The organism is Geopseudomonas aromaticivorans (genome assembly GCF_019097855.1).
Lineage (GTDB): Bacteria > Pseudomonadota > Gammaproteobacteria > Pseudomonadales > Pseudomonadaceae > Geopseudomonas > Geopseudomonas aromaticivorans.
Map to the genome: position 1 here is coordinate 202480 of NZ_JAHRGL010000071.1, position 22948 is coordinate 225427.

A 22948-nucleotide genomic window follows, 5' to 3' on the forward strand; every position below is an offset into this window, starting at 1 on the left:
GTCGCATCGACGCCCGTGCCGAGCAGGCGCTCAGCGCTGCAGGCGCTGCTCGATCAGCGCGTCCACCACCGACGGATCGGCGAGGGTCGAGAGGTCGCCGAGGTTGTCCAGCTCGTTGCAGGCGATCTTGCGCAGGATGCGCCGCATGATCTTGCCCGAGCGGGTCTTCGGCAGGCCCGCGGCCCACTGGATCAGCTCGGGGCGGGCGAAGCCGCCGATCTCGCTGGCCACCAGGTCGGCCAGTTCCTGGCGCAGCGCCTCGCTGGGCTGGGCGGCGTTCATCAGGGTGACGAAGGCGTACACGCCCTGGCCCTTGAGGTCGTGGGGATAGCCGACCACTGCCGCCTCGGCCACCGCGTCGTGCAGCACCAGTGCGCTTTCCACCTCGGCGCTGCCTAGGCGGTGGCCGGAGACGTTGAGGACGTCGTCGACCCGCCCGGTGATCCAGTAGTCGCCGTCCTCGTCGCGGCGCGCGCCGTCTCCGGTGAAGTAGTAGCCGGGGTAGGGCTTGAAGTAGGTGTCGAGCAGGCGCTGGTGATCGCCATAGACGCTGCGGATCTGACTCGGCCAGCTGGCCTTGAGCGCCAGCATGCCGGCGCCGGGGCCCTCGATCTCGTGGCCCTGTTCGTCCAGCAGCACCGGCTGCACGCCGAAGAACGGCCGGGTTGCCGAGCCGGGCTTGAGGGTGGTGGCGCCCGGCAGCGGGCTGATCATGATGGCACCGGTTTCGGTCTGCCACCAGGTGTCGACGACCGGACAGCGGCTGTCGCCGACCACGTGGTAGTACCACTCCCAGGCTTCCGGATTGATCGGCTCGCCCACCGAACCGAGCAGGCGCAGGCTGGCGCGCGAGGTGCGCTGCACCGGCGCCTCGCCTTCGCGCATCAGCGCGCGCAGGGCGGTGGGGGCGGTGTAGAAGATGTTCACCTGGTGCTTGTCGACCACCTGCCAGGGGCGCGCGGCGTCCGGATAGGTCGGCACGCCCTCGTACATCAGGGTGGTGGCGCCGTTGGCCAGCGGGCCGTAGACCCCGTAGCTGTGGCCGGTGACCCAACCGATGTCGGCGGTGCACCAGAACACCTCGCCGTCGTGGTAGTCGAACACGTAGCGGAAGGTCATCGCCGTGGCCAGCAGGTAGCCGGCGGTCGAATGCAGCACGCCCTTGGGTTTGCCGGTGGAGCCGGAGGTGTAGAGGATGAACAGCGGGTCTTCGGCGTCCAGCGCTTCGGCCGCGCAGTCGGCGTCGACCTGGCCGAGCGCCTCGTGGTACCAGTGGTCGCGGCCGGCGAACCAGTCGATGCCGGCATGGGTGTGGGCGATCACCAGCACGCTGGCGACGTTCGGACAGTCCTGCAGGGCGCGGTCGACATTGGCCTTCAGGGCGATGTGCTTGCCGCCGCGCAGGCTCTCGTCGGCGGTGATCACCAGGCGGCAGTCGGCATCGAGGATGCGGTCGCGCAGGGCATCCGGGGCGAAGCCGCCGAACACCACCGAGTGCACGGCACCGATGCGCGCGCAGGCGAGCATGGCGCAGGCCGCCTCGGGAATCATCGGCAGGTAGATGCACACCCGGTCGCCCTTGTTCACGCCCAGGTGCTTGAGCGCATTGGCCAGGCGGCAGACCTGCTCGTGCAGTTGGCGATAGGTCAGGCGGGTGGACTGGGCCGGATCGTCGCCCTCCCAGATGATCGCCGTCTGTTCGCCGCGCTGCGCCAGGTGGCGGTCGAGGCAGTTGTAGGCGACGTTGAGCTGGCCGCCCTTGAACCAGCTGGCCTGACCCTGGGCGAAGTCGCCGTGGTGCACGCTGCGCCAGGGCTTGAACCAGTCGAGGAAGCGGCGCGCCTGCTCGGCCCAGAAGATCTCCGGCTGCTCGATGGACTGGCGGTACAGGCGCCGGTAGTCGTCGGCATGCAGGAAGGCGTGCTGGTAGGTGGCGGCGGCGACCGGGTGAACACGGATGTCGAACATGGCGCAGCTCCTGGGAGGCTGTCCGCGATGTCCTTCAGCGTGGACCCGGAGGGCGGGGGGTGCAAGTAACGGCCCGCCACCGGTTGGGGCGGGCCGCAGGGGGCGGCGGATCAGCCGCGATGGCGGGCGCGGAAGAAGTCGATCAGCCCCTGGGTCGAGGCGTCCGCGGCCGGCGTCGCGTCCTCGCCGGTGAGGCGGCCGTAGAGGTTCTTGCCCAGCTCCTTGCCCAGTTCGACGCCCCACTGGTCGAAGGCGTTGTTGCCCCAGATCACGCTCTGCACGAACACCTTGTGTTCGTAGAGCGCGACCAGTGCGCCCATGCGCCGCGGGCTGACGCGCTCGAGAACGATGGTGTTGCTCGGCCGGTTGCCGGGGATGACCTTGTGCGGCGCCAGGCGCTGCACCTCGTCCTCGCTCAGGCCCTGGTCGCGCAGCTCGGCCTCGGCTTCCGCGTGGGTCTTGCCGCACATCAGCGCCTGGCTCTGCGACAGGCAGTTGGCGTACAGCCACTGGTGGTGGTCGGCCAGCGGGTTGTAGCTGGTCACCGGGACGATGAAGTCGGCGGGAATCAGCTGGGTGCCCTGGTGCAGTAGCTGGTGGTAGGCATGCTGGCCGTTGCAGCCGACGCCGCCCCAGATCACCGGCCCGGTGCCGCAGCTGACCGGGCTGCCGTCCTGGCGCACGCTCTTGCCGTTGGACTCCATGTCCAGCTGCTGCAGGTGCTGGTTGAAATTGCGCAGGTGGTGGTCGTAGGGCAGGATCGCGTGGCTGTGGGCGCCCCAGAAGTCGCCGTACCAGACGCCGAGCAGGGCCAGCAGCACCGGCATGTTCTGCTCGAAGGACGCACTCTGGAAATGCTGGTCCATGGCGTAGGCGCCGGACAGCAGCTCCTTGAAGTTGCCCATGCCGATGGCCAGGGCGATCGGCAGGCCGATCGCCGACCACAGCGAGTAGCGCCCGCCGACCCAGTCCCACATCGGGAAGATGTTTTCCGCGGCGATGCCGAACTCGACGGCGGCCTGGCGGTTGCTGGACACGGCGATGAAGTGGCGGTGCAGGTCGGCCACGGCGCAGCCCTGGTCGAGCACCCAGCGGCGCGCGGCCTGGGCGTTCTTCAGCGTCTCCAGGGTGGCGAAGGACTTCGACGAGACGATGAACAGCGTGGTTTCCGCGCGCATGTTGGCGGTCACCTCGTGGAACTCGCTGCCGTCGATGTTGGCCAGGTAGTGGCAGCGCACGCCGCGCTGGGCGAACGGCAGCAGAGCCTCGGAAACCAGCTGCGGGCCGAGGAAGGAGCCGCCGATGCCGATGTTGACCACGTCGGTGATCGGCTTCTCGGTGTAGCCGCGCCACAGGCCGTTGTGGATGCGTTGCACCAGTTCGGTCATCTGGGCGAGGACGCGATGGACTTGCGGCATCACGTCGACGCCGTCGACCAGCACCTGCTCGCCGACAGGGCGGCGCAGGGCGGTGTGCAGCGCAGGGCGGCGCTCGGAAGCGTTCACCGGCGCGCCGGCGAACAGTTGCTCGATCGCCTGCGACAGCTTCATCTGCTCGGCCAGCTCGACCAGCAGGCCGAGAGTGCGCTCGTCGATCAGGTTTTTCGAATAGTCGAGGAACAGGCCGCCCTGGCTCAGCGAGTAGCGGCGAAAGCGTTGCGGGTCGGCGGCGAAGGCCTGGCGCAGGTTGAACTGTTGCATCTGTTCGCGCTGCGCGCGCAGGGCCTGCCACGCCGGTTGCTGGGTGGCGTCCAGCGGCTTGAGGTAGTGTTCCATCGACTGATCCGGTGTCTGGTGATGGCTATAGGAAAAAGACAAGCCCGGAAAGTTCCGGGCTTGTCGGGCGACGCGCGGCGGTCAGGCGACCTGCACGGGAATCGCCTGGCTGGTGTGGCTGAGCTGGTTGCCCGGGTTGAAATACAGCATCTGCGGCTTGTGCAGGGCCAGTTCGGCTTCGCTGTACTGGGCGTAGGTGCAGATGATCAGGCGGTGGCCGACGTCGGCCTTGTGCGCGGCGGCGCCGTTCACCGAGATGGTCTTCGATCCGTCCTCGGCGCGGATCGCATAGGTGGTGAAGCGCTCGCCGTTGTCGACGTTGTACAGCTGGATCTGCTCGTATTCGCGGATGCCGGCCAGATCCAGCCATTCGCCGTCGATGGCACAGGAGCCTTCGTAGTCCAGTACGGAGTGGGTTACTTGGGCGCGGTGCAGCTTGGCTTTGAGCATGATGCTATGCATGGCGGGTTCCTCTTCAGGCCGTGGCGTCGAGATCCACGAGCAGATTGTCGATCAGCCGAGTCGTGCCAAGGCGGGCTGCGGCCAGGATCACCAGCTGGCGGTCGGCAGGGGTGGCCGGCTGCAGGGTGAGGGGGTTGCGGATTTCCAGGTAGTCCGGCACGAAGCCGGCCTCGCTCAGGCGGGCATTGGCCCCTGCGAGCAGGGCCGGGTAGTCGTGGCCCCCGCTGCGCAGCGTGGCGGCCAGCTCGCTCAGCACCCGGTACAGCGCGGGGGCGCTGGCGCGCTGCGCCTCGCTGAGGTAGCCGTTGCGCGAGGACAGCGCCAGGCCGTCGGCGGCGCGCACGATCGGTTCGCCGATGATCTGGATCGGCAGGTCGAGATCGCGTACCAGCTTGCGGATCACCGCCAGTTGCTGGAAGTCCTTCTCGCCGAAGATCGCCAGATCGGGCTGGACCATGTGGAACAGCTTGGTCACCACCGTGGACACGCCGTCGAAGTGGCCGGGGCGGCTGCCGCCGCACAGGCCTTCGGAGACGCCCGGCACGCTGACGATGGTCTGCCCGGCCATGCCGTCGGGATACATTTCCTCGACGCCCGGCGCGAACAGCAGATGACAGCCGGCCTCGAGGAGTTTCTCCTGGTCGGCGGCGAGGGTGCGCGGATAGTTGTCGAGATCCTCGCCGGCGCCGAACTGCAGCGGGTTGACGAAGATGCTGGCGACCACGAAATCGGCGCGCTGGGCGGCCTTGGCCACCAGAGCGACATGGCCGCTGTGCAGGTTGCCCATGGTCGGCACCAGGCCGATGCGCTTGCCTTCGCTACGTGCGCGGGCTACGGCGGCGCGCAGTTCGCGAACGGTCTTGACGGTGATCATGCGGAGAAACCATGTTCGGGGGCGGGGAACTGGCCGTCCTTGACCGCCCGTACGTAGGCAGCCAGGGCATCCGGGATGCTGCTCTGGCCAGTCATGAAGTTCTTGACGAATTTGGGTACGCGGCCGGACAGGCTCAGGCCGAGGGCGTCGTGCAGCACCAGCACCTGACCGTCGGTGCCGGCGCCGGCACCGATGCCGATCACCGGAATGCCGACGGCGCGGGTGACTTCCGCGGCCAGGGTGCTGGGCACGCACTCCAGCAACAGCATGGCGGCACCGGCCTGTTCGAGGGCCACGGCATCGGCAAGCAGTTGCCGGGCCTGGGCCTCGCCGCGGCCCTGGACCTTGTAGCCGCCGAAGACGTTGACCGACTGCGGCGTGAGGCCGAGGTGGACGCAGGCCGGAATGCCGTTGTCGGCCAGGCGGCGCACGGTTTCGCCGAGCCAGGCGCCGCCTTCCAGCTTGACCATGTGGGCGCCGGCACGCATCAGCGTGGCGGCGTTGTCCAGTGCCTGCGCGAGGGTGGCATTGGCCATGAACGGCATGTCGGCAACGATCAGCGCGCCCCGGTTGCCGCGCTTGGTGCAGGCGGTGTGGTAGGCCATGTCGGCAACGCTGACCGGCAGGGTACTGTCGTGGCCCTGCAGGACCATGCCCAGCGAGTCGCCGATCAACAGCATCTCGACGCCGGCTTCGCAGGCCACCTTGGCGAAGGTGGCGTCGTAGCAGGTGAGCATGGCGATCTTCTCGCCACGCTGCTTGTAACCCTGCAGGGTGGTGAGGGTGACATCAGGCATTGTGGTTATCCTCGTTGGCGCCAACCTGTACCGGCGCGGGGCAAACGGTTGCTTATAGTCCTGATGGGGGGGGATGAAGTCAATTATGCGGTGTTACCGGCGTGTTACGTCGTTACCACCGCGCTCGCCGTCGCGGACAGACGCTCGAGCCCCTGCGGGGGACAGGCGGCGAGCAGTGCCTGCAACGCGCGGCCATCCGGCAGCACCAGCTGCGGGGCAATCTCCGCCAGCGGGTAGAGCACGAAGGCGCGCGCGTGCATATGGTAGTGCGGCACGCGCAGGCGCTCCTCGTCCAGCTGCAGGTTGCCGAACAGCAGGATGTCCAGGTCGAGGGTCCGCGGCCCCCAGCGCTCGGCTTTGCGCACGCGGCCCTGTTCGAGTTCGATGGCCTGCAGCGCATCGAGCAGTTCCAGCGGCGCCAGCTCGCAGTCCAGCGCGGCCACGGCGTTGACGTAGCGCGGCTGGTCGGGCGGGCCGAGCGGGTCGCTGGCATACAGTGAGGACTGCGCCACCAGCCGGCAGCGCGGCAGGCGGCCAAGGGCAGCGAGGGCCGCCTCCAGCTGCTGGGCGGGCTCGGCCAAGTTGCTGCCCAGACCGATATAGACGCGCGGCATGGGCATCAGTCCTGCGAATGGGCGGACGGGGCGTCGCTGCGGCGCTTGCGCGGGCTGCGCCGGCGCTTGCGCGGCGCAGCCTTGTCGCGGCCTTCGCCTTCACTGAGGGCGCGGATCATGCTCCGGCGCTCGCTGTCGCTGACGTCCTGGTAGCGGGTCCACCACTCGCCGAGGTTGTCGGTCTGTTCGCCGGCGCTTTCGCGCAGCAGCAGGAAGTCGTAGCCGGCGCGGAAGCGCGGGTTCTCCAGCAGCAGGTCGGCGCGCTTGCCGTTGCGGCGTGGCAGGCGCTCCTGCATGTCCCAGATCTCCCGCAGCGGCAGGGTGAAGCGCTTGGGAATCGCGGTACGCCGGCATTGCTCGCTGATCACCTCGTGGGCGGCTTCCTGCAGGGCCGGCAGCGCCGGCATGCCGCTCGCCTGCAGAGCGGCGGCGCGGGCCGGCAGGGCCGGCCACAGCAGGGCGGCGAACAGGAAGGCCGGGGTGACCGGCTTGCCCTGGCGGATGCGCTCGTCGGTGTTGGCCAGGGCATTGCGCATCAGGCGCCCGGCATACTCCGGGTCGGCCTTGAGGGCGGCGGCGCTGGCCGGGAACAGCGGGGCGAGCAGGTCGTACTCGCAGAGCAGGTCGAAGGTGCGCTCGCCCTGCCCGGAGAGCAGCAGCTTGAGGATCTCGTCGAACAGGCGGGCTGCAGGGATGTCGTTGAGCAGGCGGGCCAGGCGGCGGATCGGCGCGGCGCTGTGCTTCTCGATGTCGAAGTCCAGCTTGGCGGCGAAGCGCACCGCCCGCAGCATGCGCACCGGGTCCTCGAGGTAGCGCTGTTCCGGATCGCCGATCAGGCGCACCAGGCGGTTGCGGATGTCGTGCACGCCGTGGGCGTAGTCGAGGATGTGCTCGCTGGCCGGGTCGTAGTACAGCGCATTGATGGTGAAGTCGCGGCGCTGGGCGTCGTCTTCCTGATTGCCGTAGACGTTGTCGCGCAGGATGCGCCCGCTCTCGTTGCGCGAGGCGAGATGGCTGTCCTCGTCGTCCTCGCCCTGCGGGTGGTGGGCGCGGAAGGTGGCCACTTCGATGATCTCGCGGCCGAAATGGACGTGGACCAGCTTGAAGCGCCGGCCGATCACCCGCGCGTTGCGGAACTCGGCACGCACCTGCTCGGGCGTGGCGCTGGTGGCGACGTCGAAGTCCTTGGGCTGGTGCCCGAGCAGCAGGTCGCGCACGCAACCACCGACCAGGTAGGCCTGATAGCCGGCTTTCTGCAGGCGCTCGACCACGCCGACGGCGTTGCGGCTGATCTGCTCGCGGCGCAGCGCGTGCTGGCTGCCGCCGAGGACTTCCGGCGTCGAGCGGACGGCGCGTTTGCGGCGCAGGGGGGAGCGGATGGACTGGAACAGCTTCTTCAGCATGGGGCGACTGGTTACCGGATGAGGCGGGAACAGGATCGGCCCCGCGCAATGGAGGCGAATTCTAGCACTGGCCGGTGGGATGGTGAACGAGAGGGTGGCCAGTAGGCAGGCTGATGCACAAAGCACAAGGGGAGCCGAGGCTCCCCTTAAGTCGATTGGTGCTTTGTTCTTGTTGTTCTGCCGAGCCTTGTTGTTCTTGTTGGCGACCCGTCCGGCACTGGCAGGCCGGTGATATCCCCAAGCAGGGGCTAAAGAACAAACGGATTACTTTGGACGCTGAGCGTGCCGCGACCCTTGCGGGTTCAACCGGTGCAGGATGCTGCCTTGGGGCAGTTTTATTGTTCTCGGTCCGGTCGAGGGAGGTTCCCGTCGGGGGAGCTCCTCTCCAAAAGAATCAGTTTGCTGCGCCTCCATCCTGTTGTTCTTGTTGTACTGGAGTCGTTACGTCTTGTTTTTATTGTGTTGGTTCAGCGTTGTTGTTTTTGTTGTGCAAATACTAATGCAGGTGCCGTGCCATCTTTTTAAATCCCTTTAAAATCAACGGCTTGTGATTTTTTTTGGGTGCCGCGGGCAAAAAAAAGCCGGGTTCCCGTTACCGGAGAACCCGGCTGCTGTTACGCCGGAGCGGTGCGGTAGCACTTCAGGAATCGGCTGCGGCCCCGGATTTGCGCCGCGGAATGCCCAGGCGCTGGCGCCGTTCCCACAGGCACTTGCGGCTGATGCCGAGCTTGCGGGCCAGTTCGGTTTCGGTCATGTGGTCCTGGTGCTCGAGGACGAAGTGCTGGAAGTAGTCTTCCAGCGACAGGTCTTCGGTCGGCTCGTTGGCGCTGCCTGCCGCGTGCGGCGGCAGCTCGTGGCTGTAGTCGTCGAGCATTTCCAGTTCGACATCGATGCCCAGCAGGTCGAGGCTGATGTCCGAGCTCTCGCAGAGGATCACCGCGCGCTCGATGGCATTCTCCAGCTCGCGCACGTTGCCCGGCCAGTTGTAGTGGCGGATGCCCTTGAGCGCTTCGGCGGAAAACTGCAGCGTTTCGCGCCCCATGCGCGCGCACTGGCGCTGCAGGAACACCTGGGCGATCTCCAGCACGTCGTCCTCGCGCTCACGCAGCGCCGGCAGGTGCAGCGAGATGACATGCAGGCGGTAGTAGAGGTCCTCGCGGAACTGGCCGTGCTTGGCCAGGTTCTTCAGGTCGCGGTGGGTGGCGGCGATCAGGCGCACGTCGACCTTCTGCGACTGCACCGAGCCGACCCGGCGGATCTCGCCCTCCTGGAGGACGCGCAGCAGGCGTGCCTGGGCTTCCAGCGGCAGCTCGCCGATCTCGTCGAGGAACAGGGTGCCGCCGTCGGCGGCCTCGACCAGGCCGGCGCGGCCGGCGGTGGCGCCGGTGAAGGCGCCCTTCTCGTGGCCGAACAGTTCCGACTCGATCAGGCTTTCCGGAATCGCCGCGCAGTTCACCGAGATCAGCGGCGCCTTGGCACGTTTCGACAGGTTGTGCAGGGCGCGCGCCACCAGCTCCTTGCCGGTGCCGGACTCGCCCTGGATCAGGACGGTGGAGTCGGTTGGCGCGACCTTGCGGATCTTGCCGAACAGGCTCTGCATGGCCGGGCAGTTGCCGATGATGCCGATCTCGTCGCCAGTGGCTGCGCTCGGCGTCGCCGCCGCTTCGGCCGGGGCACCGGTCGAAGCGGCGCTGCGCGCCTGCTGGCGCTCGCGCAGGATGCGCGCCACCGCCTGGAGCATCTCGTCGTGGTCGAACGGCTTGGCGATGTAGTCGATGGCGCCGAGCTTCATCGAGTCGACCGCCGAGCGCAGGCTGGCGTAGCTGGTCATGATCAGCACCGGGGTGCCGGCCGCCAGGCCGATCAGCTCGGTGCCGGGTGCGCCGGGCAGGCGCAGGTCGCTGATCACCAGGTCGAAGCCGGGGATGCTGTAACGCTCGCGCGCTTCCTGTACCGAGCCGGCCTCGCTGACCTGGTACTGGTTGCGCTCCAGCAGGCGCCGCAGCGCTGAGCGAATGATGGTTTCGTCTTCGACGATGAGAATATGTGGCATGTCTGTTCAGCTCTCGCGACGTGCTCGGAAGCGGCTGGAAACTGTCTGCGCCGGTCTCTGCGGACGGCTTCGCGGGGGCGCCTGGAAAAGGCGCTGGGCCGCGCGCTGCGGCGTGTTGCCACGCGGTGGCGCTGCGGTTGCAGTGTCCATGGACTTCACGGGTTTTCGGCAGCCGTCGGGCCACCATGGCGCGGCAGGGTGATCCGGATGCGCGTGCCGCGCTGGTGTCTCGGGTCTGCCGGGCTGTCGATGCTTATTTCTCCATAATGCTCCTCGATGATCGAATAGACCAGTGCGAGGCCCAGGCCGGTCCCTTTGCCGGGGTCTTTGGTGGTGAAGAAGGGTTCGAACAGGCGATCGACGATCGACTTGGGAATGCCGCTGCCCTCGTCCTCGACCATCAGCTCGACGGTGTGCTCGCCGGCCTCCGAACGCACGCGGATGGCGCCGCCGGGCGGCGAGGCGTCGCGGGCATTGGACAGCAGGTTGATCAGCACCTGGGCCAGGCGCTGCGGGTCGCCCTCGACCCAGTGCTGCGGATCGCACAGGTTGAAGTACTGCACGTCGTAGTCGCGGTTGAGCGACAGCAGGCTGATCGCCTCGCGTGTCACTTCCGCCAGGCACACCGGCTCGCGGGCCTGCTGCAGGCCGCCGGCGTGGGCGAAGCTCATCAGCGACTGGACGATGCGGGTGATGCGCTTGGTCTGCTCGATGATCTGCTGGCTGACTTCGCTAATTTCGGCATCGCTTTCGCGTTCCTCGCGCAGGTTCTGCGCCAGGCAGGCGATGCCGGTGACCGGGTTGCCGATCTCGTGGGCCACCCCGGCGGCCAGGCGGCCGATCGAGGCCAGGCGCTCGGAGTGGATCAGGCGGTCTTCGAGCAGCTGGGTCTCGGTGAGGTCCTCGACCAGCAGCACCAGGCCGCTGCTGCCGGGCGCCAGCGGCTCGTCGATGGCGGCCTTGTGCAGGTTCAGCCAGCGGGTCTGGCCGTCGAGAGCCAGGCGCTGCTTGTGCAGGTGCTCGTCGGGGGCGTCGATGAAGGTGGTCAGCAGCCCGCACCAGGGCTCGGGCAGGGTGCCCAGGCGCGAACCGACCACCAGCTGCGCCTCGATGCCGGTGAGCATCTCCATGGCCCGGTTCCACATGAGGATTTCCTGGTCCTGGGCCAGCGAGCAGACGCCCATCGGCAGCTCCTGCAGGGTCTGCCGGTGGTAGCGACGCAGGGCGTCGAGCTCGGCGGCCAGGCCGGTCAGGCGCGACTGGTAGTCCTCCAGGCGGCTCTCGATGAAGTGGATGTCCTCGGTGACGTAAGTCTCGTCGCCGGCCTTGTAGGGCAGGAAGTTCTCGACGATGTCCTGGGCCACGCTCGGGCCCATCAGGCCGGAGAGGTTGGCCTCGATGCGATCGCGCAGGCGGCGCAGGGCGTAGGGGCGCTGCTCGTCGAAAGGCAGCTGCAGGTCGTGCAGCGCCTGTTCCACCTCGCGCTGGGCGGTGCGCGCGCCGAGCGGCTTGGCCAGTTCGGCGGCGAACTCCTGCGGCGAGGCGGCGACCAGTTCGCGGCGCTGCGGGCGGCGCACGTTGTCCACCGCGCAGGCCTCGGCGGCACTCTGCTCCTCGCTGCTCGGCTGGCTGAACAGCGAAACCAGGGTGAACACCAGCACGTTGGTCGCCAACGAAGCGATGGCCGCGATGTGCCAACTGGTGTCGTCGAGCACGTAGACCATGTCGAGCAGTGGCAGGTAGAAGCCTGGCAGGTTGCCGACCAGCGGCAGCAGCATGGTCAGGATCCACACGCCGGCACCAGCCAGCAGGCCGCTGATGAAGCCGAGACGGTTGGCCGTCGGCCAGTACAGCACCGACAGGGCGCCGGGGAGGAACTGCAGGGTGGCGACGAAGGATACGGTGCCCAAGTGCGACAGGTCCTGGCCCGCCCCGATCAGCAGGTAGAAGCCGTAGCTGGCGGCGATGATCGCCGCGATCAAGCCGCGGCGGGTCCACTTCAGCCAGCGGTAGATGTTGCCCTCGGCCGGTGGCTGGTACAGCGGCAGCACGACATGGTTGAGGACCATGCCCGACAGCGCCAGGGTGACAATGATCACCAGGCCGCTGGCCGCGGACAGGCCGCCGATGAAGGCGGCGAGGGTCAGCCAGGGGTGGCCCACCTGCATGCCGAGGCCGAGGGTGAAGTATTGCGGGCTGGTGGCCACGCCGAGCTTCAGGCCGCTCCACAGGATCGGTGGCACCGCCAGGCTCATCAGCAGCAGGAACAGCGGCAGGCCCCAGCTGGCGGTGACCAGCGCCCGCGGGTTGAGGTTCTCGGTGAAGGCCATGTGGAACATGTGCGGCATGGTGATGGCGGCCGCGAAGAACACCAGCAGCAGGGTGCGCCACGGACCTTCCTGCAGCGGCGTATGCAGGGTGCTGAGGGCGGTCTGGTTCTGCAGCAGCCACTGCTCGAGCTCGGCGGGCCCGCCGAACACGCCGTACAGCGCGTACAGGCCGACGGCGGTCATCGCGCACAGTTTGATCAGCGATTCGAAGGCGATGGCGATCACCAGGCCCTCGTGGCGCTCGCGGGTGGCGATCTGCCGGGCGCCGAAGAGGATGGTGAACAGGGTGATCAGGGCGCAGAAGATCAGCGCCACGTAGGCATGCGTCGGCTCGCGGGTGATGATGGCGACGCTGTCGGCGATCGACTGGATCTGCAGGGCCAGCAGCGGCAGCACCGCGATCAGCATGAAGACGGTGGTCAGGGTGCCGGCCCAGGTGCTGCGAAAGCGGAAGGCGAACAGGTCGGCCAGCGACGACAGCTGGTAGGTCCGGGTCAGGCGCAGCAGCGGATAGAGCAGTACCGGCGCCAGCAGGAAGGCGCCGGAAAGCCCCAGGTAGATGGCGAGAAAGCCGTAGCCATACTGGTAGGCCAGGCCGACCGCGCCATAGAACGCCCAGGCGCTGGCATACACCCCCAGTGACAGGGTGTAGACCAGCGGGTGGCGCACCAGCGCGCGCGGCATCGCGCCGCGCTCGGTCAGCCAGGCGATGCCGAACAGCACCAGCAGGTAGGCGGCGCTGATCAGCAGCAGGTGGGTGAGGTTAAAGCTCGTCGGCATCGCGCTGACTCTGGAGGATGAAGGTGACGATGATCAGGATCAGCCACAGCAGGTACGGTCGGTACCAGGCGCCGTTGGGGTCGATCCACCAGTCCATGATGGCCGGGGAAAACAGGTAGATCCCCACCACCAGGAGCAGGACCAGCCGGTAGATATACATGGGATACCTCGTCGTGGGATGCCCGGATGGTAACGGAGGCGCGCGCGAAGCAGAAGCCGGTAACAGTCGGGGTTGTACTGTTACCGCAGCTGTGCCTCGGCCAGGCCCGCCTGGCGCGGAATGGCGGCGGGATGCCAGAGGCGGATCCCCCAGGCCAGCACGCTGGCGGCGTTACCTTGCTCCAGCTCGGCCGGCGGCTGCTGGCCGAGGGCGCGCAGGGCGCGAGTCAGCAGGGCCGGCGCCTGGTCCGGCGGCAGCGGCGGCGAGCGGTAGGACTTGCCGAGCTTGTGGCCGTCCGGCTGCAGCAGCAGGGGGATGTGCAGGTAGCGCGGGTGGGACAGGCCGAGCTGTTCCTGCAGGAACAGCTGGCGCGGGGTGGAGTCGAGCAGGTCGGCGCCGCGCACGATGTCGCTGACCCCCTGCCAGGCATCGTCGAGCACCACCGCCAGCTGGTAGGCGTACAGGCCGTCGCGGCGGCGGATGACGAAGTCGCCGACCTCGCGGGCCAGGTTCTGGGCGAAGGCGCCCTGCACCCGGTCGACGAAGCGGTACTCGGCATCCGGCACGCGCAGGCGGATGGCGGCGTTGGCCGGGTCGTGGCCGGCGTTGCGGCAGGTGCCGGGGTAGATCGGCTGGCCTTCGAGCTGTTTGCGCGAGCAGGTGCAGGCGTAGGCCAGGCCGCGCGCCAGCAGCCCGTCGAGCGCGGCGGCGTAGGCGCCATGGCGCGTGCTCTGCCGCTCGACCGCGCCGTCCCACTCGAAACCATAGGTTTCCAGGGTGTGGAGGATGGCGTCCTGGGCGCCGGGGACCTCCCGTGGCGGGTCGAGGTCCTCCATGCGCAGCAGCCAGCGGCCGCCGGCGGCGCGGGCGTCGAGGTAGGAGGCGAGGGCGGCGACCAGCGAGCCGAAGTGCAGGTAGCCGCTGGGCGTGGGGGCGAAACGGCCGGTGTAGGCGGGGGCGTTCATGGGCTGCAGAAACAGCGCGGGGCGCCGTGGCGCCCCGTTGCGGGTCAGGAACCCAGCTGCTTTTCCTTGATTTCGGCGAGGGTCTTGCAGTCGATGCACAGGGTGGCGGTCGGCCGCGCCTCGAGGCGGCGGATGCCGATCTCGACGCCGCAGGAGTCGCACCAGCCGTAGTCGTTGTCCTCGATCAGCTGCAGGGTCTCGTCGATCTTCTTGATCAGCTTGCGCTCGCGGTCGCGGGTGCGCAGTTCCAGGCTGAATTCCTCTTCCTGGCTGGCGCGGTCGGCCGGATCGGGGAAGTTGGCGGCCTCGTCCTGCATGTGGTGCACGGTACGGTCGACTTCCTCCATCAGCTGCTTCTTCCAGCCATTGAGGATGGCCGTGAAGTGGGCGCGCATCTTGTCGCCCATGTACTCCTCGCCCTTGGTTTCTACATAGGGCTCGAAGGCGCGGATTTTGTCTTGGGTCTTGGTCGGCATGGTATGTCCGCCTCTCACGGTCGCTAATCCTGTGCGCAGGTTGTGTCCATCTGCGGCATTCTAGCCGGCCCTGCGCTTGCAAGCGGGCGAACCTACCAGAATCGCGGGGCGGAAGCTACTCCGGCGCACACGGTGCCTGCCGCGTCGTGTGACAGTTGGCTAGAATCGGCGTTTGTCCGATCCTTGGAGGGCCGCATGGCTCTGTCCTTCAGTGCACGCAGTCGCGCCATCCAGCCCTTTCACGTCATGGCCCTGCTGGCCCGCGCCAACGAGTTGCAGGCAGCCGGCCACGACGTGATTCACCTCGAGGTCGGCGAGCCGGACTTCTCCACCGCGGCGCCCATCGTGCGTGCCGGTCAGGCGGCGCTGGCCGCCGGCCACACCCGCTACACCGCGGCGCGCGGCCTGCCGGCGCTGCGCGAGGCGTTGGCGGGCTTCTATGCCCGACGCTACGGAGTAAGCATAGACCCCGAGCGCATCCTCATCACCCCCGGTGGCAGCGGCGCGCTGCTGCTGGCCAGCGCCCTGCTGGTCGATCCGGGCAAGCACTGGCTGCTGGCCGATCCCGGTTATCCGTGCAACCGCCACTTCCTGCGCCTGGTCGAGGGCGATGCGCAGCTGGTGCCGGTGGGGCCGCAGTCGAACTATCAGCTGACCGCGGAGCTGGTCGCGCGGCACTGGAACGCGAACAGCGTCGGTGCGCTGGTCGCCTCGCCGGCCAATCCCACCGGCACCGTGCTCGAGCGTGGCGAGCTGGCCGGGCTGTCCGCCGCGCTCAAGGCTCGCGGTGGTCATCTGCTGGTGGACGAGATCTACCACGGCCTGACCTACGGCCTGGACGCCCCCAGCGTGCTGGAAGTGGACGACGACGCCTTTGTCCTCAACAGTTTTTCCAAGTACTTCGGCATGACCGGCTGGCGGCTGGGCTGGCTGGTGGCGCCGTCGGCCGCGGTGGCGGAGCTGGAGAAGCTGGCGCAGAACCTCTACATCAGCGCGCCGAGTATGGCGCAGTACGCCGCGCTGGCCTGTTTCGAGCCCGAGACCGTGGCGATCCTCGAGCAGCGCCGCGCCGAGTTCGCTCGTCGCCGCGACTACCTGCTGCCGGCCCTGCGGGCGCTGGGCTTCAAGATCGCCGTCGAGCCGCAGGGTGCCTTCTATCTGTATGCCGACATCTCGGCGTTCGGTGGCGACTCCCAGGCGTTCTGCCGGCACTTTCTCGAAACCGAGCACGTGGCCATCACCCCGGGACTGGACTTCGGTCACCACCTGGCCGGACAGCACGTGCGCTTCGCCTATACCCAGAGCCTGCCGCGCCTTGAGCAGGCGGTTGCGCGCATTGCCCGCGGCTTGCAGAGCTGGCATCCCGATGCAGTTTGAGCCGCCGCTGGAGGAAGGCCGCCTGCTGCGCCGCTACAAGCGCTTTCTCGCCGATATCGAGACCCTGGATGGCGAGACGCTGACCATCCACTGCCCGAACACCGGCTCGATGCACAACTGCATGAGCGAGGGCGGCCGCGTCTGGTTCAGTCGCTCCAGCGATCCGAAGCGCAAGCTGCCCGGCACCTGGGAGCTGAGCGAGACGCCGCAGGGGCGGTTGGCCTGCGTCAACACCGCGCGGGCCAATGCGCTGGTGGAGGAGGCGCTGCAGGACGGGGTGATCGCCGAACTGGCGGGGTTCGTGCAGCTCCGGCGCGAGGTGCGCTACGGCGAGGAGAACAGCCGGGTGGATTTTCGCCTGGACTATGCGCAGGGGCCGGCGTTCGTCGAGGTCAAGAGCGTCACGCTCGGCTTTCACGGCACGCCGGTGGCGGCCTTCCCCGATGCGCGCACCGAGCGCGGCAGCAAGCATTTGCGCGAGCTGGCCAGCCTGGCGCGTCAGGGCGTGCGCGCCGTGCAGCTGTATTGCGTGAATCTCTCGGCCATCGAGGCAGTGCGCCCGGCGGTGGAGATCGACCCGCAGTACGCCGCGGCGCTGCAGGCGGCGGTAGCCGCCGGGGTGGAGGTGCTGGCCTATGGTGCCGAGCTGTCGCCCGCGGGCATCCGGCTGACCCGGCGGCTGGAGGTGATCCTCTAGGACGCTCCAGGCGCCAGCTGTCCGGCTGGCCGCGCGCACCCTACACCTCGACCCAGATGCTGCCGTCCTGCTCGCGGCAGGGCAGGGCTTCGAGACGCTCCCCGGCGCAGGGGCCGGCCACGCACTCGCCGGACTCGATGAGGAACAGCGCGCCGTGGGTGGCGCACTGAATCAGGCTGGCGCTGACGTCGAGGAACTGGTCGGCCTGCCACTCCAGCGGGATGCCGCGGTGCGGGCAGCGGTTGCGATAGGCGAACACCAGCCCCTCGCGGCGGACCAGCAGCAGGCTGCGGCCGCCTTGGCCGAAACCGCGGCTGGCGCCTTCGGCCAGTTCGTCGCTGTTGCACAGTGGCTGCATGGTGGTCTCCCGGAGTCTGCGCCGATTATCCGCAGTGACCGGCAGTTCTGCCAGTTCGCGAGCCGCGGTCGTGGGGCATGATCGCGGCGGCCTGTTATGCTGCTGCCCCGTTTTCCGAGCAAGGCAACCCGTCGCGATGAACCGCCCGGCCTGCGGTCCCCTCCTGCTTCCCGTGCTGGCGCTGGCGTTGCTGCTGGCCTTCTGGCTGGCGCTGGCGCTTGGCCCGGTGAGCCTGTCGCTGGGCGACAGCCTGCGGGCGCTGCTGCGTCTGCTCGGCCTGCCGCTGGACGGCGCTGGCCTCGAACAGGCCGAGCTGATCGTCGGCCAGATCCGCCTGCCGCGCGCATTGCTCGGCCTCGCCGTCGGCGCCGTGCTGGCGCTCAGCGGGGTGGCGATGCAGGGGCTGTTCCGCAATCCGCTGGCCGATCCGGGGTTGGTCGGCGTGTCCAGCGGCGCAGCGTTGGGCGCGGCGCTGGCCATCGTCGGCGGTGCCCTGCTCGGCGCGCCGCCGGCCTGGCTGGCGCCCTGGCTGCTGTCGCTCTGTGCCTTCGGCGGCGGCCTCGGCGTGACGGCGCTGGTCTATCGCCTGGGCCGGCGCGACGGCGAGACGCGGGTGGCCACCATGCTGCTGGCCGGCATCGCCCTCAGCGCGCTGGCCGGTGCCGGCATCGGCCTGTTCAGCTACCTGGCCGATGACAGCACCCTGCGCAGCCTGACCTTCTGGAACCTCGGCAGCCTCAACGGCGCCAGTTATGCGCGCCTGTGGCCGCTGCTGCCGGTGTGCCTGGGCGTGGCGCTGTGGCTGCCGCGACGGGCCGCGGCGCTGAACGCGTTGCTGCTCGGTGAGTCGGAGGCGCGCCATCTGGGCTTCGACGTCGAGCGCCTCAAGCGCGAGCTGGTGTGCTGCGTGGCCCTCGGCGTTGGTGCGGCGGTGGCGGCGGCGGGCATGATCGGTTTCGTCGGCCTGGTGGTGCCGCATCTGGTACGCCTGCTCACTGGCCCGGACCATCGCCGCCTGCTGCCGGCCGCGGCCCTGGCGGGCGCCGCCTTGCTGCTGCTCGCCGACCTGGCTGCGCGCCTGCTGCTGGCGCCGGCGGAGCTGCCGCTCGGCACCCTGACCGCGTTGCTCGGGGCGCCTTTCTTTCTCTATCTGCTGCGCCGGGAGCGGGTCTGATGCTGCGCGCGGAACGTCTGGCGGTGCGGCGCGGGCCTTGTACTGTGCTGCAGGGGATCGATCTCGAGCTGCGTGCCGGCGAGGTGTTCGGCGTGCTCGGGCCCAACGGTGCCGGCAAGAGCACCCTGCTGGGTGCGCTCAGCGGCGAGCTGGCTCCGGCGCAGGGGCGCGTGCTGCTGGACGGGCGCGAGCTGGCCGCGTGGTCCGGCGCCGAACGGGCACGGCGGCTGGCGGTGCTGCCGCAGAGTTCGACGCTGAACTTCGCCTTCCGGGTCGAGGAGGTGGTGGCCCTGGGCCGCCTGCCGCATGCCAGCGGGTGGCAGCGCGATGGCGAGATCGTCGCCGCGGCACTGGTTGCGGCGGATGCCGCGCACCTGGCCGGGCGCAGCTACCTGGCGTTGTCCGGTGGCGAGCGCCAGCGCGTGCATCTGGCGCGGGTGCTGGCGCAGCTGTGGCCGGGAGAGGCGGGGCAGGTGCTGCTGCTCGACGAGCCGACTGCGATGCTCGACCCGCTGCACCAGCACACGATCCTGCAGGCGGTGCAGGCGCTGGCCACGCGCGGCGTGGCGGTGCTGGTGATCCTGCACGATCTCAATCTGGCGGCGCGTTACTGCGACCGCCTGCTGCTGCTCGAGCGCGGCCGCGTGCAGGCGCTCGGCACGCCGGCCGAGGTGTTGCAGGCGGCGCCGCTGCAGATGGTATTCGGCCTCGAGGTACTGGTGCAGCGCCATCCCGAGCGCGGCCATCCGCTGATCATCGTTCGTTAAGAGGAGCATTCGCAATGCGCATCTGGCTGTTCGCTTGCCTGGTTCTGCTGACCGCCTGCCAGCCGTTGCCGCCGCTGCCGGTCTGGCAGAGTCCTGAGGGGCGCGAGCAGGCCGAGCTGGGTGTGATCGTCGATCTGCACAGCGGTGCGCGACTGACTCCCGCGCAGCTGGTCGAGCGCCTGGCGCCGGCGTCGCGGCTGCTGATCGGCGAGCAGCATGACAACCCCGATCATCATGCCCTGCAGCTGTGGTTGCTGCAGGCGCTGGCGACGCAGCGCCCGCCGGGTGCGCTGTTGCTGGAGATGCTCAACCCCGAGCAGCAGGCGCGGGTCGATGCGCTGCGGGTGCAGGTCGCGCGCGGTCAGTGGCCGACCGATCTGCCGCAGGCGCTGGCCTGGCAGGCGGGCTGGGACTGGGTGCTGTACGGGCCGCTGGTGCGCCATGCCCTGCCGCGGAGGGAGCCGCTGCTGGCGGCCAATCTCGATCCCGCCGAGATCAAGCGCATCTACCGTGCGGCGCCGGAACTGCAGGGGGCGGCCTCCATCGCGCCGGCCGTAAGCGAGGCGCTGCGGGCGCAGATCCGTGAGTCGCACTGCCAGCTGCTGCCGGAAAGCCAGCTGCCGGCCATGCTGGCCGTGCAGCAGCAGCGTGACCGGCGCATGGCCGAGCGCCTGCTGGCGGCGCCAGCGCCGGCGGTGCTGCTGGCCGGCGGCTTCCATGTCCGCCGCGACCTCGGCGTCCCGTTGCACCTGGCCGATCTGGGCGCGACAAGCGGCGTGCAGGTGCTGCAGCTGGCCGAGGTGGGTGCAGCAGTCAGCGCGGCGCAGGCCGATTTCGTCTGGTACACCCCGGGGCAGTCCGCCCGGGATCATTGCGCGGCGCTGCGCCAGCGGCGCGCGCCGTGACCGGCGTATAAAACGGCAGGCAGAAAAAAGGCGGTCTGGATCGACCCCGGCCGCCTCTTGCGTGCGTGTTGAGGCCGGTCAGGCGTCGCGGGCACTGCGCAGCTGGGTGACTTCCTGGTTGAGCAGGCGGATGCGCCGGGCCAGGCTTTCGATCAGGCTGTGGGCGATGCGCGGGTTGCTGTGCATCAGGCTGATGAATTGCTCTTTGGGGATCACCATCACCGTGCACGGCTCGCTGGCGATCACCGTGGCGCTGCGCTGTTCGCCGGTGAAGACCGCCATGGCACCGAAGATCTCGTCCTTCTGCACGTCGCCGACGCGGTGGCCGTCGACGAAGGCCTCGGCATGACCCTCGACGATGATGAACACGTTGTCCGCCTCGTCGCCCTGGTGGATCAGCTCCTCGCCGGCGGCGAAGTGCTGGAAGCCGGTGCTCGGGCGCAATTCTGGCTGGCGCAGGCGGGCGAGGGCGTCGGAGAGCAGACCGATCTGGCCGATCAGGTACTGGGTGAACAGCTCCTGGCGCTGGATGTCGGCATGGATGTGGTTGAACAGGGCGTTGCGCGAATAGGGGCGCAGGCGTACCGGGTCTTCGCAGCTGTAGTGGCAGTCCGGCAGATCGAGACCCTGGCGCAGGCCGAGCAGGTCGCCTTCACAGAGGAAGAATACCGGCCGCTCGTCGACGCGGGCTTGCAGCAGGCCGCTTTCGATGAAGTACAGCTGGTTGCCAGGCAGTTGTGCGCAGACATCCTGCAGGTCGGCGATCTCCAGCGTCGGCCCCGAGGGCGTGAGGCCTTCCAGCAGCTGCCCGGGCAGGCTCTGCAAGTGGTTGATCAGTCGGTCGGCATAGGCCGGTTGCTCGCCGGTGAGGTACATGGGCGCGATTCCTTGGGGGGCAGATCGAACGTGGGCGCCAAGCGCCTGCAGACAATAGGGTTTTAACCCCGCGAGGTAAATTGGGGGCTGCGGAGGTTGTGAGCTAGCTCTTGTTGCGTGGATCGAGGGTGGCGAGCTGGTCCAGCAGGCGCGACTTGTGTTCGCGCGGCAGTTCGCTCCAGTGCAGGTCGAGTAGAGCGCCTTCGATCGAGTAGAGCAATACCCGTGAGGCATTGAAGCCGCGGGCGAGTACCGCCCGGTAGGCGGCGACCGAACCGCGGCGGCGCAACTCGTTGGCGCTGTGGATGCCGACGGCATGCAGCCACAGCACCGAGGTCTTGCCGAGGTTCTTCATCTCCAGCAGCTCGTCGTTCATGCTCACTCCCCTTGCCCCGGATTTGCATCCGGTTGGCGTGCCGCGATGCCACGCTCTTTGCTGGCCTCTCGCCGGAAAGTCTAGTCGGCGCTGGCGAGCCTGCGAGTGCCATCAGTCGCGGGGCTGCGACCCGGGGAGGGCGCAGCCGCCGGTTCGCGGCTGCGCAGGGAGTGCTTCAGAGTCCCGGCAGGCGGCGCCGGATGCGCTCGACCAGGCCGTCGAGGCTGGCGGCCTGATCGGTGTCAACCCGCCCGCTGAGGCTTTGTTCGGCCTCGGACAGCGGTTCGCGGCTTGCTTCCTGGGCGCGGATCACGGCGAGGGTGGCGTCGGAAGGGTCCACACCTGCCTTCTGGCGCTCGGCCAGCCAGGTGGCGATGACCGCCTGCGGGGCATGGCAGTCAAGGATCAGGAAGGGCACGCCGCTCTGCTCGGCCACGGCATGGGCGGCCTCGCGCTGGGCCTGCTTGAGGTAGGTGGCGTCCAGCACAACCGGGAAGCCGGCGAGCAGAATGCTGGCGGCCTGCTGGTGCAGGTGGCTGTAGGTGGCGAGGGTGGCGGCGGCGGAATACAGCTCGGCCTCGGCGGCAGCCGGGAGCAGGCGCTTGCGCTCGACGTCCGAGCGCAGGCGGATGGCGCCGAAGGCCTCCACCAGGCGCATGGCCACGTGGCTCTTGCCGACCGCGGACACGCCGTGGGTGATGGCCAGAAAGCGCGAGGGGATGGCGCTGTAGCTCTCTGCCAGGGCGGCATAGTTGCGGTATTGGCCCAGGATGGCTGCGCGCTCGGCCGGATCCTGCTCCTGGGCCAGGCGGAACAGGCTGATCTTGGCGCGGACCATGGCGCGGTAGGCCTTGTAGAACGGCAGCAGGGTCAGGCCCTGGTAGTCGCCGGTCAACTCCAGATAGGCATTGATGAAGCGGCGCGACAGCGCCTTGAGGCCGCGGTCCTCGAGGTCCATGGCGAGGAAGGCGGCGTCGCTGATGACGTCGATCAGGCGGAACGGCTCGTTGAACTCGATGCAGTCGAACAGCAGGACGTGGTCGTCGAGCAGGGTGACGTTGGCCAGGTGGATGTCGCCGTGGCACTCGCGGATGAAGCCGTCGACCTTGCGCCGGTCGAGCAGCGGCTCGAGGCGGGTGAAAGTGTCCTCGGCCCAGGCCTCCAGGTGCTGCAGCTGGGCCAGGTCGGCGGCGTCCTCGAGCATCGGGCGGATCTGCTCGAAGTTCTGCAGTACCGGCGCCATCACCGCGTCGGCGCTGCCCAGCGCATGCTCCATCGGCACGTGCGTGGCGTCGGCGTGCAGGTCGGCAATCTCGCGGGCCAGCTCGTCAATGTGCGCGTTGGTCAGTTCGCCGCGGGCCAGCACGTTGGACAGCAGGCCACTCTGCGGGAACTGGCGCATCTTCAGGATGTGGTCGAGGATCGGCCCGTCGCCACCGAGCTGCGGTGCTTCCAGGCTGCCGGTGACCGGCAGGACTTCCAGATAGACGTCCGGGGCGGTGCGCTGGTTGAGGCGCAATTCCTCGCGGCAGAAGTGTTCGCGCGCCTCGCGGCTGCTGAAGTCGAGGAAGCCGAAATTCACCGGCTTCTTCAGTTTGTAGGCATAGGGGCCGGTGAGCAGAACCCAGGAGATGTGCGTCTCGATGACTTCGAAGCCCTCCACCGGGTGAGGGTACAGGGCGGGGTTCTGCAGGGCTTCGATCAGGGACTGGGTCACAGGCGATCCTTTTCGTCGGGAACATGTCTAATCGTCCATTATGG

21 protein-coding genes are annotated in these 22948 nt (G+C 68.6%); 5 read left to right on the forward strand and 16 right to left on the reverse strand.

All coding sequences use genetic code 11. From position 1 onward, the window contains the following. Positions 1-30 precede the first annotated feature (30 nt). The 12 genes from acs to dksA form a co-directional block, all read right to left on the reverse strand. Positions 31-1968 carry an acetate--CoA ligase gene (gene acs / locus KRX52_RS19465; RefSeq protein WP_217683378.1) on the reverse strand — a complete coding sequence of 646 codons (1938 nt, stop codon included), beginning with the start codon at positions 1966-1968 and terminating at the stop codon, positions 31-33. Between the two features lie 110 nt (positions 1969-2078). Next, the gene (gene pgi / locus KRX52_RS19470) at positions 2079-3743 is read right to left on the reverse strand and encodes a glucose-6-phosphate isomerase (RefSeq protein WP_217683379.1); all 1665 of its coding nucleotides are present in this window, start codon (positions 3741-3743) and stop codon (positions 2079-2081) included. Positions 3744-3824: 81 nt separating this feature from the next. Beyond that, on the reverse strand, positions 3825-4205 hold the full coding sequence (gene panD / locus KRX52_RS19475) for an aspartate 1-decarboxylase (RefSeq protein WP_217683380.1): 381 nt from the start codon (positions 4203-4205) through the stop codon (positions 3825-3827). Between the two features lie 13 nt (positions 4206-4218). Continuing rightward, positions 4219-5079 carry a pantoate--beta-alanine ligase gene (gene panC / locus KRX52_RS19480; RefSeq protein ID WP_217683381.1) on the reverse strand — a complete coding sequence of 287 codons (861 nt, stop codon included), beginning with the start codon at positions 5077-5079 and terminating at the stop codon, positions 4219-4221. Next, on the reverse strand, positions 5076-5876 hold the full coding sequence (gene panB, locus KRX52_RS19485; protein ID WP_217683382.1) for a 3-methyl-2-oxobutanoate hydroxymethyltransferase: 801 nt from the start codon (positions 5874-5876) through the stop codon (positions 5076-5078). The genes panC and panB overlap by 4 nt, the downstream gene beginning before the upstream one ends. A gap of 104 nt (positions 5877-5980) precedes the next feature. After that, positions 5981-6490, reverse strand: coding sequence for a 2-amino-4-hydroxy-6-hydroxymethyldihydropteridine diphosphokinase (gene folK / locus KRX52_RS19490; protein ID WP_217683383.1), 510 nt, complete (start codon positions 6488-6490; stop codon positions 5981-5983). Positions 6491-6495: 5 nt separating this feature from the next. Then, the gene (locus KRX52_RS19495; RefSeq protein ID WP_217683384.1) at positions 6496-7893 is read right to left on the reverse strand and encodes a polynucleotide adenylyltransferase PcnB; all 1398 of its coding nucleotides are present in this window, start codon (positions 7891-7893) and stop codon (positions 6496-6498) included. A gap of 640 nt (positions 7894-8533) precedes the next feature. Next, positions 8534-9946: a sigma-54-dependent transcriptional regulator gene (locus KRX52_RS19500; protein WP_217683385.1), complete on the reverse strand. Its 1413-nt coding sequence runs from the start codon at positions 9944-9946 to the stop codon at positions 8534-8536. Between the two features lie 155 nt (positions 9947-10101). After that, positions 10102-13056 (reverse strand): sensor histidine kinase, encoded by a 2955-nt coding sequence (locus KRX52_RS19505; RefSeq protein WP_217683386.1) that lies wholly within the window; start codon positions 13054-13056, stop codon positions 10102-10104. Beyond that, positions 13040-13216 (reverse strand): hypothetical protein, encoded by a 177-nt coding sequence (locus KRX52_RS19510; protein ID WP_217683387.1) that lies wholly within the window; start codon positions 13214-13216, stop codon positions 13040-13042. The genes KRX52_RS19505 and KRX52_RS19510 overlap by 17 nt, the downstream gene beginning before the upstream one ends. A gap of 80 nt (positions 13217-13296) precedes the next feature. Then, positions 13297-14181, reverse strand: a complete 885-nt coding sequence (gene gluQRS, locus KRX52_RS19515) for a tRNA glutamyl-Q(34) synthetase GluQRS (protein WP_217683388.1) — start codon at positions 14179-14181, stop codon at positions 13297-13299. 44 nt (positions 14182-14225) lie between these two features. Next, positions 14226-14657 (reverse strand): RNA polymerase-binding protein DksA, encoded by a 432-nt coding sequence (gene dksA / locus KRX52_RS19520; protein WP_217683389.1) that lies wholly within the window; start codon positions 14655-14657, stop codon positions 14226-14228. Between the two features lie 195 nt (positions 14658-14852). Here dksA and KRX52_RS19525 point away from each other — a divergent pair, with 195 nt between their 5' ends. Together KRX52_RS19525 and sfsA are read left to right on the forward strand one after the other, a co-directional pair. After that, on the forward strand, positions 14853-16034 hold the full coding sequence (locus tag KRX52_RS19525) for a pyridoxal phosphate-dependent aminotransferase (RefSeq protein WP_217683390.1): 1182 nt from the start codon (positions 14853-14855) through the stop codon (positions 16032-16034). Beyond that, positions 16024-16731, forward strand: coding sequence for a DNA/RNA nuclease SfsA (sfsA, locus tag KRX52_RS19530; RefSeq protein WP_217683391.1), 708 nt, complete (start codon positions 16024-16026; stop codon positions 16729-16731). The genes KRX52_RS19525 and sfsA overlap by 11 nt, the downstream gene beginning before the upstream one ends. Positions 16732-16771: 40 nt before the next feature. Here the strand turns inward: sfsA and KRX52_RS19535 are convergent, their stop codons facing one another. Beyond that, the gene (locus tag KRX52_RS19535; RefSeq protein ID WP_217683392.1) at positions 16772-17089 is read right to left on the reverse strand and encodes a Rieske (2Fe-2S) protein; all 318 of its coding nucleotides are present in this window, start codon (positions 17087-17089) and stop codon (positions 16772-16774) included. Between the two features lie 190 nt (positions 17090-17279). On the opposite strand from KRX52_RS19535, the gene KRX52_RS19540 reads away from it, so the two are divergent. Genes KRX52_RS19540 through KRX52_RS19550 form a run of 3 tightly spaced genes read left to right on the forward strand, consistent with a single transcriptional unit; the run spans position 17280 to position 19935 of the window. Next, the gene (locus KRX52_RS19540; protein WP_217683415.1) at positions 17280-18263 is read left to right on the forward strand and encodes a FecCD family ABC transporter permease; all 984 of its coding nucleotides are present in this window, start codon (positions 17280-17282) and stop codon (positions 18261-18263) included. Beyond that, on the forward strand, positions 18263-19030 hold the full coding sequence (locus KRX52_RS19545; protein ID WP_217683393.1) for a heme ABC transporter ATP-binding protein: 768 nt from the start codon (positions 18263-18265) through the stop codon (positions 19028-19030). Before KRX52_RS19540 ends, KRX52_RS19545 begins: the two co-directional genes overlap by 1 nt. A gap of 14 nt (positions 19031-19044) precedes the next feature. After that, a complete protein-coding gene (locus tag KRX52_RS19550) occupies positions 19045-19935 on the forward strand; it encodes a ChaN family lipoprotein (protein WP_217683394.1) in 891 nt (296 codons plus the stop codon). A gap of 78 nt (positions 19936-20013) precedes the next feature. On the opposite strand, the gene KRX52_RS19555 is transcribed toward KRX52_RS19550, so the two are convergent. The 3 genes from KRX52_RS19555 to KRX52_RS19565 form a co-directional block, all read right to left on the reverse strand. Then, positions 20014-20811 (reverse strand): Crp/Fnr family transcriptional regulator, encoded by a 798-nt coding sequence (locus KRX52_RS19555; RefSeq protein WP_217683395.1) that lies wholly within the window; start codon positions 20809-20811, stop codon positions 20014-20016. Between the two features lie 103 nt (positions 20812-20914). Beyond that, on the reverse strand, positions 20915-21187 hold the full coding sequence (locus KRX52_RS19560; protein ID WP_217683396.1) for a TfoX/Sxy family protein: 273 nt from the start codon (positions 21185-21187) through the stop codon (positions 20915-20917). A gap of 175 nt (positions 21188-21362) precedes the next feature. Then, on the reverse strand, positions 21363-22904 hold the full coding sequence (locus KRX52_RS19565) for a bifunctional aminoglycoside phosphotransferase/ATP-binding protein (protein ID WP_217683397.1): 1542 nt from the start codon (positions 22902-22904) through the stop codon (positions 21363-21365). Positions 22905-22948: the final 44 nt, after the last annotated feature.